This window comes from Clostridium sp. CTA-7, assembly GCF_054768095.1.
Genome location: NZ_BAAAAV010000006.1, coordinates 13,320 through 30,013 on the forward strand (window position 1 = coordinate 13,320; position 16,694 = coordinate 30,013).

Here is a 16,694-nt window from a genome sequence, read left to right on the forward strand (position 1 = left end):
TTTTTTTATTATATTGCATTTTCTTTTAATTTATATATATTTCTTCTTTCAATATACCTATAAAAGGTAAGTTTCTATATTTCTCTGAATAATCTAACCCATAACCAACTAGGAACTCATCAGGAACTTCAAATCCACAATATTTAACATTTATATCAACTCTTCTTCTAGATGGCTTAGTTAGTAAAGATATTATTTCTATACTATTAGCCTTTCTAGTTTTTAGATATTTCAATAGATAATCTAATGTTACTCCACTATCTATTATATCTTCTACTATAATTATGTCTTTTCCTTCAATGCCATGATCTAAATCCTTTAATATTCTAACAACACCAGAAGTTTCTGAAGAACTTCCATAACTAGATACAGCCATAAAATCAATTTCACATGGTATAGTTATATTCTTAATAAGATCAGATGTAAATACTACTGACCCTTTTAAAATTCCTACAATTAATAAGTCTTTTTCTTTATAATCCTCACTAATTTTACTTCCTAAATCTTTAACTTTTTTTAATATTTCCTCTTCACTTATTAATATTTTTTTTATGTCTCTTATCATTCCTTTATTCCTTTCTAGTAAAAGTAATTTTTATTATCTTTTTTGTTTCATTGGTTATTTTAAATTTATCCGAAACCTTATACCCTACTATCCAAGCTATTTCATCATCAAAACATAAAATAGGAATTTGATCTCTTAATTCCACAGGCACTTTTAAGTCTATAAATATATCTTTTAATTTCTTATTGCCTTTCATTCCTAAAGGAGTGATTTTATCCCCATTTTTTCTTTTTCTAATAACTAGCCCTTCTTTTATATTATCATAATCGAAATATTTTATTAATACATTATTAGAAAATTCTATATTATTTTTGTCTTTTATGACTTCAAAATGAACCTTGCAATTATTATAATCAAAAGAATATTTATCTAACTTATCTTTATTTATTAAGACTTCTATATCTTCGTATTTTTCATGGTTATATTCTTTATTTTTTAAATATATATCACCATAAATATTTTCTGCCATTATGCCATTAGGCAAATCTATCTTTTTATTAGTCGTATTTTTAGATAAATCAATAACTTCATAAATATGTTTCATTTCAAAGTTGTTGTGCTTTCCTGTAAATTCTATAAATGATTTCTTTATAAGCCTTGTCAATATTGCTTTATCTAGCAAAAAGGCATCTTTTGATATAACTATAAATTTATTTTTAGTTATACAATACTTTTTATAACTATTATTACATTGTTTTTCTATAAAGTCATTATCTATTTGTAATAATCTTGACATTCTATTTATTGTATCTATAATATCTTCGTTAAAATTTTCTTGCATATATGGTAATATATCTAACCTAACTTTGTTTCTACTATATATCTTTTCTAAATTAGTTTTATCTATTCTAGGATTTAAATTGTTTTCTTTGCAATAATTTTCTATTTCACTTCTTGAAAGACACAATATAGGTCTTATTATACCATTATTTCTTTTGCTCCTAATTCCACAAAGGCCCTCTATTCCAGTACCTCTCATCATATTCATAAGCACTGTTTCAGCTTGATCATTAGAATTATGAGCTACTGCAATTTTACTATAATTATGTGTATATTTTATGTCATTAAAAAATTTATATCGTTCATCTCTACCTGCCATTTCATGAGATATATTTTTTTCTTTTGCTATAGAATTTATATCTACTCTCGTAGAATAGAACTGTATTCCCATGTTCTTACATAAACTTTCTGCGTAAGCTTCATCTTTTAAAGCCTCTTCACCTCTTAGCATATGATTTACATGGGCTGCACCAATTTCTATATTTAGGCTATCTTTAATTTTGTAAAGTACATGAAGTAAACAAACTGAATCAGGCCCTCCAGATAAAGCAACTAATACTTTATCATTTTTATCTATAAGATTGTTTTGTAAGATAAAATCTTTTACTTTGTTTATCACATCAAAACTCCTTAGTATAATTATTTTAATATATAATATAATAACCTTAACATCTATATATGTAAATATTTATAATTAGTTAATTTTTACAACATTTAAAATTGAAGAAGATGAGACACTAAAATCAGTTCCCATCCTCTTTACTTTCAAATCTTTCATTAATATACAGAATACATCTTAGATACTAGTACAGTCATGTCATCCCATACTTTTCCACCACTTAAAACTACAGCCTTTTCAAGAATATCTCTAGATAACGCCGATGGATTAGTGTCTGAATATCTCAAGTACTCTTCTAACCAAGAATAGCTACCAACATTATTTTTATCTATATCTAATACACCATCACTAATAGAAACTATTATATCACCATGCTTTAATTTCATTTTGTTTGAACTTACGTCAACACTATCCAATATACCAAAAGGTAAACTGTTAGATTTTATAACTTTTACTTCTTCTCCACTCTTTATAAAGCTAACAACCCCACCAATTTTTATAAATTCTGCTTCTCCCGTATACAAATCTATTATATTTAAATCCATTGTTGTAAATTTTTCATCTTCATTAAATTTCATTGCCATTATAGAGTTTACTGTATTTATAGCTGTTTTTTCGCTAAATCCATTTTCTGTGAATTTCTCAATTAAATCTACAGCTAGCCCACTTTCTACTCCAGCTTCTGGTCCTGATCCCATACCATCACTAACTATAGTTAAATAAGTTCCATCAGTGTTCTTAGAAAAACTGTAGCTGTCTCCTGTAGAAGTTTCCCCCTCCTTAGCCCTAATAGCTGCATATGAAGACATGTGATATTTAGGAGTTTCCTCTATTATAATTGAGCATTCATCTGTATCAGGATTAATTCTACATCCTTCGCTAGATATAGATACAGGAACTCTAACTAAACCATTTATAACAGATAGAATATTTTTACTGCAGTAATTTCCACCTTCACAATTACTTAAAGTAATTTTTATTTTCATTCTTCCTTTTCTATCAAGATAACAAAATACATCTTTATATTCTATTTTATTTTTATTTAAAGCCTTTCTTAAAACCTTATCTATTTCTGAACAAACAGATATATCTTTTTCAAAATCTCTAATCATATCACCCATGGTAGATGATATATTATTTATATGATTTGCTATTAAATTTCTACCTTCACTTAATCTAGTCTTCAAAGCCTCATTTACAGTATAATTATTTACAATCTCTTGAGCGTTTTTAATTAAACTTCTTTTTTTAACACATTTTTTCTCTAAATCCTGAGGAAAATATACATCATTATTTTCACAACTACTTATAAGTTCTGAAAATCCCTCAAACGTAGAATGTAAATTTCTATCCCAACATCTTTGCTTAAGCTCACAATTATAACATACTCTATCTGCTAAACTTTCCACCATAGCAGTTCCTTTATTATTTAGAGATAATATATCATTTTCACCTAAATTTAATACAGAAGCAGATAGACTTGATAATATAGATTTCATAGAATTTAATCTATCTACAAATTCATTTTTCACACCATTTAAGTGTATATCGTTAATAACCTCAGCCTTTTTCTCTTGATTAAACTCCTTACTTATAGATTCTATAATCATTTTAGGAATAGCAATAAATATACATAAAGCAAATAAAACTTCTAGACCTCCATTGATAGTAAGCCTATTAGAATACATGGATATTATAAAGTAACTAACGAAATATGCTAGTGAAGAAAATACTCTCCCAGTATCCTTAAACACTCCAACAATAAGTCCACATAAGCTATATAAACTAATGGATGTAACTATATCATTATTAGTTATTCCTATTACAAATCCCATTGAAATTCCTATTGCAGATCCTAATCCAACGCCTCCTACATATGAAAAAATAGCTATTGTAAATAATGCAAATATATTTCTAATATAAATCCCTAAAATACTTACATTACCTACTCCCGAAATTAATAAACATACTAGTATTCCTATACTTATTAATTCTTCTGTTGAGAAAAAATAATTACTTTCTAATTCATCTATACAGTTAAACGCATAATTAAGTATATATTTTACTGGTATTATACTTAATACCTTTAAAGCAGAAAATGTTAAATTTACACCTACAGGTTGACTATATGTAGCCCAATTATATATAAAAAACGTTAAAAATATTGATCCAAATGTTATTACATCTCTTTGCTTTAACTCTAAATTGTTACATATTTCAATATAACCCATTACAATTACAGCTACTATACAGTATGCTATAGCCCCTTCTAAACTTCTATATATAGATAAATAACCCATTATAATTCCTAATAGTGATAAAAGTATATCTTTGCTCTTTTCTTTTTTTATTCCTATAAGATATGCAATTCCAAAAGGTGCTATTCCCATTTCTATTGTTACAGATAATAAAACTCTACTCAGTAAAAAACCCATTATAAAAAATGCAATTGATTTAATCGGTGTTCTTTGTAACCTTAATTCTTTTTTATTGCTTCTATTCTCCAATCTCTTGTATGTTGATATATCCACTCCGTATTGCATATATTTACCTCCAACTTCCATAAAATGTAATTAAAATTATATCATTGCATTGTAGAAATATATGTCATATGATGTACCCTATTACTTTTTTTCGTTGGACAATAATGTATAAAATTCCTTATACATAGATAAATAATTTCTATATGTATATATATTTAAAATTAATATATACATTCTAAAAATCTATATATTGTAAAGCATTACGTTTATTTTAAATAAAATAGCCTTTGTATTTATATAAACTTTTTTCAATATAAATTTGTCACTATAGCTATTTTTATGAAGAATAAACATTTCAAAAATATTAATAAATATATTTTAGTTATCATATAATTTATTTTACACTTATCACTCATTATAAAAAAGTAGACATATGTAAATTTACTTATTCCGTCGCTCCGCTCCAAGTCAACGCAAATTTACATATGTCCACCTACAAACTGAAGGTAAGGAAAGTATAAAACAAATATAAAAAAAGCACTTAAGAATATTCTTAAGTGCTTTGGTGCTGAAGACCGGAATCGAACCGGTACGGTATCGCTACCGCAGGATTTTAAGTCCTGTGCGTCTGCCTGTTCCGCCACTCCAGCATATATGGTAGCGGAAATAGGACTTGAACCTACGACACCTCGGGTATGAACCGAGTGCTCTAGCCAGCTGAGCTATTCCGCCATATTATGGTTGCGGGGGCAGGACTTGAACCTACGACCTTCGGGTTATGAGCCCGACGAGCTGCCAACTGCTCCACCCCGCGATATTATAAGCTAAATTCAACTTGGTGCTGAAGACCGGAATCGAACCGGTACGGTATCGCTACCGCAGGATTTTAAGTCCTGTGCGTCTGCCTGTTCCGCCACTCCAGCATATATGGTAGCGGAAATAGGACTTGAACCTACGACACCCCGGGTATGAACCGAGTGCTCTAGCCAGCTGAGCTATTCCGCCATATTATGGTTGCGGGGGCAGGACTTGAACCTACGACCTTCGGGTTATGAGCCCGACGAGCTGCCAACTGCTCCACCCCGCGATATTATAAGTTGAATTTAGCTTGGTGCTGAAGACCGGAATCGAACCGGTACGGTATCGCTACCGCAGGATTTTAAGTCCTGTGCGTCTGCCTGTTCCGCCACTTCAGCATATTTTTTCGCCGTCCTTCAACGACAAAATTAATTATATATTATGTTTTATATAGTGTCAACATATTTTTTGTTTTTTTATACTAACATTATGTAATTTACATTATAAAAGGCTATTATGCATAAAGCACTTAGCCTTTTATATAGATTTATATATTAAATTTATATGATGTCTCTAACTATTTAACTAAAAGCTTTTTCTTCCACTTTTAGATTTAAAATCTTGATTCTTCTTAACATCTTGCATTCTTTCTTCGCTATCTTTTAAAAATCTTGACATTATATCTTCAAAATTTCCTGCATTAGAACTAGTTTTTTTGTTCTCTGAAGCCCAATCTATTTCGACAGGCTTAATTGATTTTTTTTGAACATTAGCTTGCTTTATTGATAAGCTTATTTTTCCATTATCATCGATTGATATTACTTTTACCTTAACCTTATCTTGTTCATTAAGATGTTGTCTAATATCTTTTACAAATGAATCTGCCACTTCTGAAATATGAACTAATCCTGTTTTACCCTCAATTTCTACGAAAGCTCCAAAACTAGTAATATTAACTACTGTACCCTCTAATATGTTTCCTGCCATTAAGGTCATTTTACAAAGATTCCTCCTTAAAAATTAAATAATATATGTTATTATAATAATAACCTTTTTCTATAATTTTAAAACATATTCTTTAATTTTGCTTCTGGGAATTTACAACTTTTTCTCCTTCTTTTGTCATTCCTAATCTTTCTCTAATAAGCTTTTCTATATATTCATCAGATTCGACTTTTTTTAAATCAGCCTCTAATTTACTATTTTTATCTTTAAGCTCCTCTAATTGTTTTTGACTAATAGAAATATCCTCTTGAATTCTTTTCATTGTAATTTCCTGTTTAATATAATTAAATATAAAAATTGCAAAAATAAAAACTATAACTAATCTTTTAAGAGTTAATTGCTTTTTAATTGCTCTCACCCTCTTTAAAATATATTATATATTATATTTTAAACACTATATATATTTTATTCAAGCTATTTTTTTATGTTCACACTTTTTCCTTATTTTTTTCCTGAAATATTAGAATATATAATTTTTATAGGATAAATTAAATTTTTTAAAATTACTCTTATAACTCTACTTAATTTATCTATTATACTTCTCTCTAATTTTAAAACTATAGGACTAACAAATCTTAAGTAAATAATCAAAGTTATAGTCATGAAAATATATACATATGGTCCTAAGAAGGCATAATTGGTGTATAGTAAAAAAGTAAACACTATAATAGCAGTTAATATCCAAAATAATATATCTTGTATGATAATTATTATCTTAGGTATTTTTACTCCTCTTATTATGTTGTAAAGATCAAACATAATTCCTATTAATATTCCGGAAATAATTGAATACATAACTATGTCAAATTGAGCTTCTATTGATAAAGGCATATAATCTCCTACTTAAATAACTTAGAAATTATATTTTCTTTTTCTTTTTTAACTTCTTTACTACTATATACTATAGAGGATATATTTCCTATAATTATAACATCACCATTTTGCACATCTAGCTTATTCATTTTCAATTCCGATCCCTTGATTGTTAAAAACCCTAATTTTGTATTTAATAATATCTTTTCATCATCGAAACTTATTACTTCTTCTACTCCAGTAAGTATTAATTTTTTTCTATTCTCTAAAGTTATATTACCCCTTGGCTCTTCTAACTTATTTTCATTCTTCTTTTCCATTTTATCTCCTCCACATATTCTTTATAAAAATATATGAATGAGATAGTATTTTTATTCTTTATCTTCTTCTCCTTCTAGTATCTCGTACATTTCTTTTGCATTTTCTTTTTTAACATGCTCTACAATATTTATTATTCTAGCTTTTAATGATCTATTAGCAAATTGAATTTCTATTATATCACCTTCTTTTACAACTGTAGATGGCTTAGCTACCTTATCATTAATAGAAACTCTCCCACCCTCACATACTTCCTTTGCTACTGTTCTTCTTTTTATTATTCTTGAAACTTTAAGATATTTATCTAACCTCATAGTTAATCTCCTTATTAATTTATATTATTAAAAGAACCCGAGAAATCTCGGGTCCTATTATACTATTTATTAACTTTTTCTTTAAATTCTTTACCAGCTTTAAATACTGGAACTGTTGAAGCTGGAATGTTTATAGTTTCTTTAGTTCTTGGATTTCTTCCTTCTCTTGCAGCTCTTTCTCTTGTTTCGAAAGTTCCGAATCCAACTAATTGAACTTTCTCACCTTTTTCTAAAGCTTCTTCAACGCTTTCTATAAATGCTTTTAGAGCTAACTCAGCATCCTTTTTAGTTAATTTACTTTTTTCTGACATGCTAGTGATTAATTCTGCTTTATTCACAATTACATCCTCCTTAAATAACCCGTTATATATTTTTAGTAGTTAACTATTTCTGTTAATATGTACTATAACTACATTCTCTTATTATATATCGTCTTTTAATACTAGTCTATAAGATTATGATTTTTTTGTTATAAAAGCTATTTATTACAATAAGTTATTTATAGTATAGTATAAACCATTATATATTATTCTTCAAACATCTTATAAATCCTTCTTATTTTCGTAAAATTCTTTACTTTTTGCCTTATTCCATAGTTCATCCATTTCTTCTAATGTCATTTCACTTAAAATTTTATTAGATTTTAAAGCTGTTTCTTCTATAAATGAAAATCGTTTTATGAATTTTTGTATAGTTGAATTAACTGCTTCCTCTTCATCAACATTTAGTATTCTGGCTACATTAACACATGCGAATATTAAGTCTCCTACTTCATCTTTTATTTTTTCCTTATTATTGGATTTATATACATCTAATACCTCTTTTAATTCTTCTTTTACTTTTAAAGCTGCATCTTCTACATTATCCCAATCAAAACCTACCTTAGAAGCCTTTTTTTGCACCTTATGTGCCCTAATTAAAGATGGTAGTGCATTAGCTATAGCATTCATTTCTTCCGTTACTGTAGTAAAGCTCTTTTCCATTTTCTTAAGCTCTTCCCAGTTGCTAAGAACCTCACCACTATTATCAGCCTTACCTTCACCGAATACATGAGGATGCCTATATATCATCTTATTGCATATAGATTCAATTATATCATAAACGTTAAAGTATCCGTCATCCTTTCCTATAGATCCATGAAATACTACATGCAATAAAACATCTCCTAATTCCTCAATCATACCATCTATATCATCATTATTTATGCTATCTATAACTTCATATGCTTCTTCTAAAAGTTGATTTTTTATGCTTTCATGAGTTTGCTCTATATCCCAAGGACACCCATTTTCTCCTCTTAAAGTATCTATTATTTCAACTAAATCATTAAAATCTTTTTTATTATTAATATCTTTAGGTATATATATAGATGTTAAATAATCTATATCATCTTGCATATCTAACTCATATATTGGAATTTTTCTTATAGATTCTTCTGAAACTATTCCAGCTGCTCTAACATAATATATCTCAGTATCATCATTATAATATTCTAATAATTTTAACTTTACCTCAGAGGCTATTAATGGGTTATATACTTGAGTTATTATAGTTCCTATTCTCTTATCTAAAATTTGATTTTTCATATCAAATGCATCTATAACCTTTAACCCTTCTATAGGATCTATTTTTAATACATCCATCATAGCATCTATAAAACTTACGGCTGGTAATATAGTATATTCTATCCCTTTTTCTTCACATAAATTTATAAGATTAAAAACCGATTTTTCTGCTACTAAAGGATGTCCTGGAACTGCATATATCATTTCTTTAGTATCTAAATATTTACTTACTATATCCTTTGCTATATTTTCATACACCTCATCAAAGCTATCAGATATTTCATAATAATTATCATATGTTTTAAACTCTTTTATCTTTCCTTTTAAATAATCTACTGTAGGATGTTTTTCTGTTCTAAAGTATATATTCTTTCCTTCTTCTAAAGCTTTAACTGCTCCTATTGTTAAGGCTTCTGGTGCTCCTGGTCCCAACCCTATTATCTTTATCATTAGGTCCTCTCCTTACTAATTAATTTTTATGACTTTACTTTTTATTTCATCTATACTAAATACTTTTAATATTAGTATTAATACCATATATATAATAATACCCAAAAATATAGCTACTAAGCAAGAAAATCCATTGCTAGATGTCTTATTAAATAAAAATAAATATGTGGCTAATACGCCAGCTATCATAGCTAAGGAAGCAATAATTGGCTTAATAAATGTTTGATATATACTTAACCTTAGTTTCAATCTCTTTTTTAGTGATACTAAATTTAGTATAGTTGATACTAGGTATGCTGATATGCTTGCTATTACAGCTCCATATATATTAATATTAGCCATTGGTACTAGTGTAAAGGTTAATATAACCTTTACTATACATCCTATAAACAAATTTATTATAGGTCTTATATAATGACCTATTCCTTGCATAATAGATGTTGTTGTTTGAGTTATTATTATAAAAGGAACAGATAAAGATAAATACTTAAGTATTAATATGCCATCCCACTTTCCAGGGAATATAACTTTCATTATAGGTCCTGCTAAGAAAAACAATCCCATAGTACAAGGCATTGCTATTAACATAGATAATTTTAATGACAATTGAACTTTTGATTCTAAATCCTTTCTTTTATTCATTATATAATTTTCTGCTATTATAGGAATTAAAGAAGTTCCTAATGCCATAGATAATGTTAGTGGTATATTGGTTATTACATTTGCTTTCCCTGTTAATTGAGCATATAAAATCGTTGCTCCTTCTGAGGTTAATCCTGCTTGTAAAAGCTTTTGAGGAACTAATATAGAGTCAATTAAACTCATAATTGTTCCAACAGTTGTACCTACAGAAATAGGTAATGCTATCCTTAATATAGAAGTCAATACTTCTGGATTGCTTTTAACTTTTTTATTCCACATTTGTTTCTTTACTTTTTTGTATTTTTCATAAAGATATGTTGCTCCTATTACTCCTCCTGCTGCTGCACCAAAGGCTGCTCCCCCTGCTGCATATTCTATTCCCTTTGGTAAAAGTAATATGGCAAGTCCAACTCCTATTATAACTCTTCCTATTTGTTCAAGTATTTGGGATACTCCCGACGGAGTCATATTTTGTAATCCTTGAAAAAAACCTCTATATATTGTCATTATAGATATTATAAATGGTGCAAAGGAGATTCCAAGTAATGCATAATATGATTTTGCATCCCATTGAACAAAATTAATAATAGGTTTAGCAAAAAAGAATAATATAAGGGTTGTACCAACACCTAAAAACATCATTAAAATTGTTGATTCCTTTACAATTTCAAAGACTCCTTGTATATCTCCCTTTGCTTTTTTTTCTGATATCATTTTTGAAATAGCTACTGGTACTCCTGATGCCATAGCAACGAAAAACATATATAGCGGATATGACATTTGATAGTATCCAACACCTTCGTCTCCTATAAGCATTATTAATGGCCATCTAAAAAATAATCCTAGAAATCTTGCAACTATTCCAGCTATTCCAAGTACTAAACTTGCTTTAATTAATGATTGTTTTCTCATAAAATACCTCCAAACTTCAAATAGGCTTTAGTAAATTTGTATTGTAAGTTTAGAGGTATTATTACTTTATTTTATTGATAACTTTATATTTGATTAAATATTTATTTTTATTGTTCCATTTGCTTACCTAAGAAAGCTGAAGCTGTTTCAGATAACTTTAATTCTACTTCTCCCAGTTTTTCTCCAGATTCTTTAGATAATATTATTACTGCTCCAATTGCATCGCCTTCTGCTATTATTGGAGATATTACTTGGCTAGCATATTTTCCTGCTTCATCATCATTATGTAATGGAATAGTTTTTGATTGTTCTGTTATAAGTATAGCTCTTCTATCTTCCATTATTTTTTCTAGTTCTACGCTAACCTTTCTTTCCATATAATCTCGCTTAGGAGCACCGCTAACTGATATAAATGCATCTTTGTCTGCTATTAAAACAATATGTCCAATTGCTTGTTGTAAGCTTTCTGCATATTCTTTAGAGAAATCTGTTAATTCTCCAATCGGTGAATATTTTTTTAAAATAACCCCACCTTCTCTATCAGTGAAAATCTCTAGCGGATCACCTTCTCTAATTCTTAAAGTTCTTCTTATTTCTTTTGGTATAACAACTCTGCCTAAGTCATCAATACGTCTAACAATTCCTGTTGCCTTCATTATTGTGAGATACCTCCTTTTATTAATAATAATTAGTTGCAATATTATTATTTGACTTCTTAGAAATTTTATACCCATATAACCAAATTTTATAAAATTCAATATTTGAAAGTTTATATAAAAATAAGCCCAGCTAATTTTTATATAAATTAGCTAGGCTTATTTAGTTTACTAAAGTTTATCTTCGTATGTCTTTACCTTATAATCTTTTTTCCATTGTTCAAGCGAATCTTTATACACTTCATTCTTCTTTTGATTCTCTAAAGTAGTTTTTATAGAGTCTTTTGATTCATCAAAAGTCTTTTGTTTTACATCTGTTGCTTTAATTATATGATATCCAAACTTACTCTTTACTGGTTCTGATATTTCTCCCTCTTTAAGGTTTTTAACGCCAGCCACGAATTCTGCAACATATTGAGTTGAATTATAAGGTACAACTCCTAAACTTCCACCAGCATCTTTTGTTCCTGGATCTTCTGAAAATTCTTTTGCTAATGCAGCAAAATCTTCACCCTTTGCAGCTCTTTCTCTTATTTCTTTAGCCTTTGCTTCATCAGATATTAATATATGGGCTACATTAGCCTCCCCGAAACTATCTTTATTTTCATCGTAATATGTTTTTATATCTTCATCAGATATATTTATATCTTTAAATATCTCTTCTGCCACCTTAGTTGATATTAATTGATTTTTCATACCTTCACTAAGCTTAGTAGTATATTCATCTAATGTCATACCAGTAGCTTCAAGAGCTTTATTCAATCCTTCTTCTCCGCCATAATTTGCCTTTATACTATCAATATACTTTTTAGTTTCAGTATCAACTTCTTCTTGAGTTGGAGCTAGACCTAGGTCTTCAGCTTTTTTCGTCATGATTTTTTCGTCAACTAACATGTTTAAAGCTTGAGTTTTCACAGTTTTTATTTGTTCTGCAAGCTGAGCATTTTTTTCAAAATCTTTTCCATATTGTTGTTCCATATATGGATTTACAATTTCATCTACATCTCCCTTTGTAATCTTAGTATTCCCCACCTTTGCTACAACTGTGTTTTTAATTGCTTCTGGTGTCTTTTGTATCATTTCACATCCAACTGCTGAAAAAGCAAATATACTTAAAGCTCCTGCAGCTATAATTTTTTTAATTTTAATCAATGATGTTCCCTCATTTCTCATTTAATTTGTTTCAATACCATTATACTTAATTAGTATATCAATATTGTGACAGTTATTCAATTTATAAAAATATCTTTACATATTTTTTGTTAAATTATCCAACATTTCTTTATAAAATGCTAAAGAAGTTTTCTTAATCTCTGAATCTCTTACTGCAAAATAAGGTTTTTCACCAAACATTAAGAACACTTTATCTTTGTAGTTTTCTAGTAAATACTTATATATACTGTTTAAATCTCTAATTCCCTCTGCAAATATAAATTTAACCTCTTTTGGCGTTTCTTTTATTTCTTCTATAGAAAGAATTTTAGCTCTACTCTTTATATAAGCTATATCCATTAAATTATAAACAGGTTCTGGAACTTCTGAATATCTATCTTCTAATTCAGATTTTATATCCATGTAGTCCTCTAATCCATCTATTGCAGCAATCTTTTTATAAACCTCTATCTTTTGTATTTCATCTTCAATATAAGTTCCTGGTATATATGCATCTACTTTTATATCAACTGTTGTTTCAATAGGTTCCTTTTCTATTTCTCCCTTTATAATTTTTATTGTATCTTCTAGCATTCTACAATATAAATCATACCCTATCGCAGCCATATGTCCATGTTGAGACGAGCCCATCATATTCCCTGCTCCTCTAATCTCTAAATCTCTCATAGCTATCTTGAATCCAGATCCTAGTTCTGTAAAATCCTTAAGTGCCTTCAATCTCTTTTCAGCTACTTCTGTTAAAATTTTATCTTTTGTGTACATAAAATATGCATATGCTATTCTATTTGATCTTCCTACTCTACCTCTTAATTGATAAAGCTGTGATAATCCCATCTTATCTGAATCATGAATTATCATAGTATTAACATTTGGTATATCTATACCAGTTTCTATAATTGTAGTACAAACTAATATATCATATTCCCTATTCATGAAACTTACCATTTCTTTTTCTAACTGTCTTTCTGTCATTTGCCCATGTATAATTCCAACCTTGCATTCAGGTACTAGCTCACTTATATATTTAGCCATTCCTTCTATACTTTCAACTCTGTTATATACATAGTAAACTTGGCCACTTCTATTTACTTCTCTTAATATTGCATCTCTTACCAGTTGATCATTTTGCTCAACTACATAAGTTTGAATTGGATATCTTTCTTCAGGTGGAGTTTCTATTACAGATATATCTCTTGCTCCTGTTAATGACATATGCAAAGTTCTAGGTATTGGCGTTGCACTTAAAGTTAACACATCTACATTTTTCTTTAGGCTCTTTATCTTTTCCTTTTGAGCAACTCCAAATCTTTGTTCCTCATCTATTATTAAAAGACCTAAATCTTTAAATACAATATCTTTAGAAACAAGTCTATGTGTTCCTATTAATAAGTCAACATTTCCTTCTTTAGCAGATTGAAGTGTACTCTTTTGTTCTTTTGCACTTCTGAATCTACTTATCATATCTATTTTTATTGGGAAATCTGAAAATCTTTTTGTCATATTTTTATAATGCTGCTCCGCTAATATAGTGGTAGGAACTAAAAATGCCACTTGCTTTCCATCCATAACAGCCTTAAATGCTGCTCTAATAGCTACTTCCGTTTTTCCATAACCAACATCACCACACAAAAGTCTGTCCATAGGCTTATCTGATTCCATATCTACCTTTATTTCTTCCAGAGATGTTAGTTGGTCTGGTGTTTCTTCAAATGGAAATTCATCTTCAAATTGTTTTTGCCATTCTGTATCTTTTCTAAATTTATGTCCCTTTAATGTGGCTCTTGCTGCATAAAGCTTTACTAAGTCTTCTGCTATTTCATTTATTGACTTTTTAACTTTTGCCTTTGCCTTGTTCCACTCATTACTTCCAAGTTTATTTACCTTAGGAGTCTTACCTTCACTCCCTATATATTTTTGAACTAAGTCAAGTTGATCAACAGGCACATATAACTTATCACCTTTATCATAGATAATATCTAAGTAGTCCCTCTTATGGCCTCCTACTTCAATTTGCTTTATACCTTTATAGACACCCACACCATGATTAGCATGAACAACATAATCTCCAAGTTTAAGTTCTGCAAAACTTTTTATCTTTGCTATACCTTTTCGTGTACTTGCCTTTTGGGATATTTTTCTTTTAGCTTCTCCAAAAACATCTTTATCAGAAATTATGCATAACTTTAAATCTGGGTATTCGAATCCTTTTAGTAAGTTTCCAAAAGTTATTACAACCTCCCCAAATTCTATTGATTTTATATCCTCTCTATATGAACTTTCTATCTCTCTATCTCTTAATGTATTTACAAGTCTCTCTCCTCTTGTTCTTGTTCCTGATAATATTATTGTTTTGTATCCCTTTGACTTCTTATCTTTAATATCCTCTATTAATAAGTCTAATTGACCTTGATAACTATTAAGTGTAATTTCCTTAATTGAATATCTGTCTATTGGATTTAACATCTTGGTATTAACTGCAAATACATCTAAAGTTATAACTTTTTGTGTTTCTAGCTTTTCAGTTAATTTTTCTTTTTCTATTAAAAGCCTATTTTGTGAAGGTAAAATACCACCTCTTTGCAAAAAGGCTTCATAGTTTTCATTAAATTCAAAATAGCAGCTTTCTAACTTTCCTTCACATTTTTTAACATCATCCACTATATATGTATAGTCTTTTACATAGTTAAAAAAGCTATCTGGCTTATCATAAAAATAAGGTAAATAACTATCTAAAGTTTCAAATGTTAAAGTTTCAATTAGTGATTCTATATTAGCATTTACTATAGATTCCAACTTTTGAATTCTTTCATCCTTTTCATTAGAAGAAGCTTTAATAACTTCTAATTCTCTAAGCATATTTTCTTTTCCTCTGCTTAAAGATTCTTCACTTAAGATAACTTCTTTAGCTGGAAATATCTCTACACTGTTAACCTTCTCAATACTTCTTTGAGATTCTGTATTAAAAGTTCTTATAGATTCTATAAAATCTCCAAAAAGCTCTATTCTATATGGGTAAGTAGAAGTTGGTGGAAATACATCTAGTATTCCTCCTCTTAAAGAAAATTCACCTTTTCCTTCTACTGCCTCTACTCTTTCATAACCACTTTCTACTAGCTTTTTAGATAACTCCTTAAAGTTAACCTCATTATCAACCTCAAGTTTAAAAGTGTACTCTAAAAATAATTCCTTTGGAGTATAAATAGAGGTTAGTGAGTCTATAGATGTTACTATTATTTTATTTTTGTTATTTAAAATTTCCTTAATTACTTTTAACCTAGCCCATCTTAAATCTCCTGAAATAGCGTCTATATTATAAAAAACTACTTCTTTTGCAGGAAAGTAGTAAATATCATTTGTATAAAAGCTCAAATCTTCATATATATTTTTAGCTTCCATATCACTATGAGTAAGTATTATCATGGATGATTCTAAGTTTTCGTATATTCCATAAATACTATAGCTTTTTCCTGAATCTGATAATCCATTTATATTAATTGGGTATCTTTTTTTCTTAATACTTGATATTATTTCATTAAAAGCAGAGCTGTCCCTTAAAGGCTGCAATACCCCCTTTAATCTCATTAATCTACACCGTCCTTAA

General features: G+C 28.6%; 14 protein-coding genes and 7 tRNA genes. All 21 read right to left on the reverse strand.

The window, feature by feature from the left end; genetic code table 11:
• Positions 1-25: 25 nt before the first annotated feature.
• A complete protein-coding gene (hpt, locus tag ACYUEX_RS12245; RefSeq protein ID WP_411169482.1) occupies positions 26-565 on the reverse strand; it encodes a hypoxanthine phosphoribosyltransferase in 540 nt (179 codons plus the stop codon).
• A 4-nt stretch (positions 566-569) separates the two neighbouring features.
• The gene (gene tilS, locus ACYUEX_RS12250; protein WP_460288451.1) at positions 570-1,964 is read right to left on the reverse strand and encodes a tRNA lysidine(34) synthetase TilS; all 1,395 of its coding nucleotides are present in this window, start codon (positions 1,962-1,964) and stop codon (positions 570-572) included.
• A gap of 158 nt (positions 1,965-2,122) precedes the next feature.
• Positions 2,123-4,507: a stage II sporulation protein E gene (gene spoIIE, locus ACYUEX_RS12255; protein ID WP_460288452.1), complete on the reverse strand. Its 2,385-nt coding sequence runs from the start codon at positions 4,505-4,507 to the stop codon at positions 2,123-2,125.
• Between the two features lie 503 nt (positions 4,508-5,010).
• A tRNA-Leu gene (locus ACYUEX_RS12260) sits at positions 5,011-5,097 on the reverse strand.
• Between the two features lie 5 nt (positions 5,098-5,102).
• A tRNA-Met gene (locus tag ACYUEX_RS12265) sits at positions 5,103-5,179 on the reverse strand.
• A gap of 6 nt (positions 5,180-5,185) precedes the next feature.
• A tRNA-Met gene (locus ACYUEX_RS12270) sits at positions 5,186-5,261 on the reverse strand.
• A 22-nt stretch (positions 5,262-5,283) separates the two neighbouring features.
• A tRNA-Leu gene (locus ACYUEX_RS12275) sits at positions 5,284-5,370 on the reverse strand.
• Between the two features lie 5 nt (positions 5,371-5,375).
• A tRNA-Met gene (locus ACYUEX_RS12280) sits at positions 5,376-5,452 on the reverse strand.
• Positions 5,453-5,458: 6 nt separating this feature from the next.
• Positions 5,459-5,534 (reverse strand) — tRNA-Met (locus ACYUEX_RS12285).
• A 22-nt stretch (positions 5,535-5,556) separates the two neighbouring features.
• Positions 5,557-5,643: transfer RNA gene (locus ACYUEX_RS12290), tRNA-Leu, on the reverse strand.
• 187 nt (positions 5,644-5,830) lie between these two features.
• Positions 5,831-6,241 carry a S1 domain-containing RNA-binding protein gene (locus ACYUEX_RS12295; RefSeq protein WP_460288453.1) on the reverse strand — a complete coding sequence of 137 codons (411 nt, stop codon included), beginning with the start codon at positions 6,239-6,241 and terminating at the stop codon, positions 5,831-5,833.
• An 82-nt stretch (positions 6,242-6,323) separates the two neighbouring features.
• On the reverse strand, positions 6,324-6,608 hold the full coding sequence (locus ACYUEX_RS12300) for an FtsB family cell division protein (protein WP_322379399.1): 285 nt from the start codon (positions 6,606-6,608) through the stop codon (positions 6,324-6,326).
• A gap of 83 nt (positions 6,609-6,691) precedes the next feature.
• Positions 6,692-7,081 (reverse strand): spore cortex biosynthesis protein YabQ, encoded by a 390-nt coding sequence (gene yabQ, locus ACYUEX_RS12305; RefSeq protein ID WP_411169478.1) that lies wholly within the window; start codon positions 7,079-7,081, stop codon positions 6,692-6,694.
• A gap of 8 nt (positions 7,082-7,089) precedes the next feature.
• Entirely contained in the window at positions 7,090-7,383 is a 294-nt protein-coding gene (yabP, locus tag ACYUEX_RS12310; protein ID WP_411169477.1) for a sporulation protein YabP, read from the reverse strand.
• A 51-nt stretch (positions 7,384-7,434) separates the two neighbouring features.
• Entirely contained in the window at positions 7,435-7,695 is a 261-nt protein-coding gene (locus tag ACYUEX_RS12315; protein WP_460288455.1) for an RNA-binding S4 domain-containing protein, read from the reverse strand.
• A 62-nt stretch (positions 7,696-7,757) separates the two neighbouring features.
• Positions 7,758-8,033, reverse strand: coding sequence for an HU family DNA-binding protein (locus ACYUEX_RS12320; RefSeq protein WP_016206851.1), 276 nt, complete (start codon positions 8,031-8,033; stop codon positions 7,758-7,760).
• A gap of 204 nt (positions 8,034-8,237) precedes the next feature.
• A complete protein-coding gene (yabN, locus tag ACYUEX_RS12325) occupies positions 8,238-9,710 on the reverse strand; it encodes a bifunctional methyltransferase/pyrophosphohydrolase YabN (protein ID WP_460288458.1) in 1,473 nt (490 codons plus the stop codon).
• Positions 9,711-9,725: 15 nt separating this feature from the next.
• Positions 9,726-11,264, reverse strand: coding sequence for a putative polysaccharide biosynthesis protein (locus ACYUEX_RS12330; RefSeq protein WP_460288460.1), 1,539 nt, complete (start codon positions 11,262-11,264; stop codon positions 9,726-9,728).
• 107 nt (positions 11,265-11,371) lie between these two features.
• Positions 11,372-11,920, reverse strand: a complete 549-nt coding sequence (spoVT, locus tag ACYUEX_RS12335; protein WP_411169473.1) for a stage V sporulation protein T — start codon at positions 11,918-11,920, stop codon at positions 11,372-11,374.
• A 171-nt stretch (positions 11,921-12,091) separates the two neighbouring features.
• Entirely contained in the window at positions 12,092-13,093 is a 1,002-nt protein-coding gene (locus ACYUEX_RS12340) for a peptidylprolyl isomerase (RefSeq protein ID WP_460288462.1), read from the reverse strand.
• 75 nt (positions 13,094-13,168) lie between these two features.
• Positions 13,169-16,675 (reverse strand): transcription-repair coupling factor, encoded by a 3,507-nt coding sequence (gene mfd, locus ACYUEX_RS12345; RefSeq protein ID WP_460288464.1) that lies wholly within the window; start codon positions 16,673-16,675, stop codon positions 13,169-13,171.
• Positions 16,676-16,694: the final 19 nt, after the last annotated feature.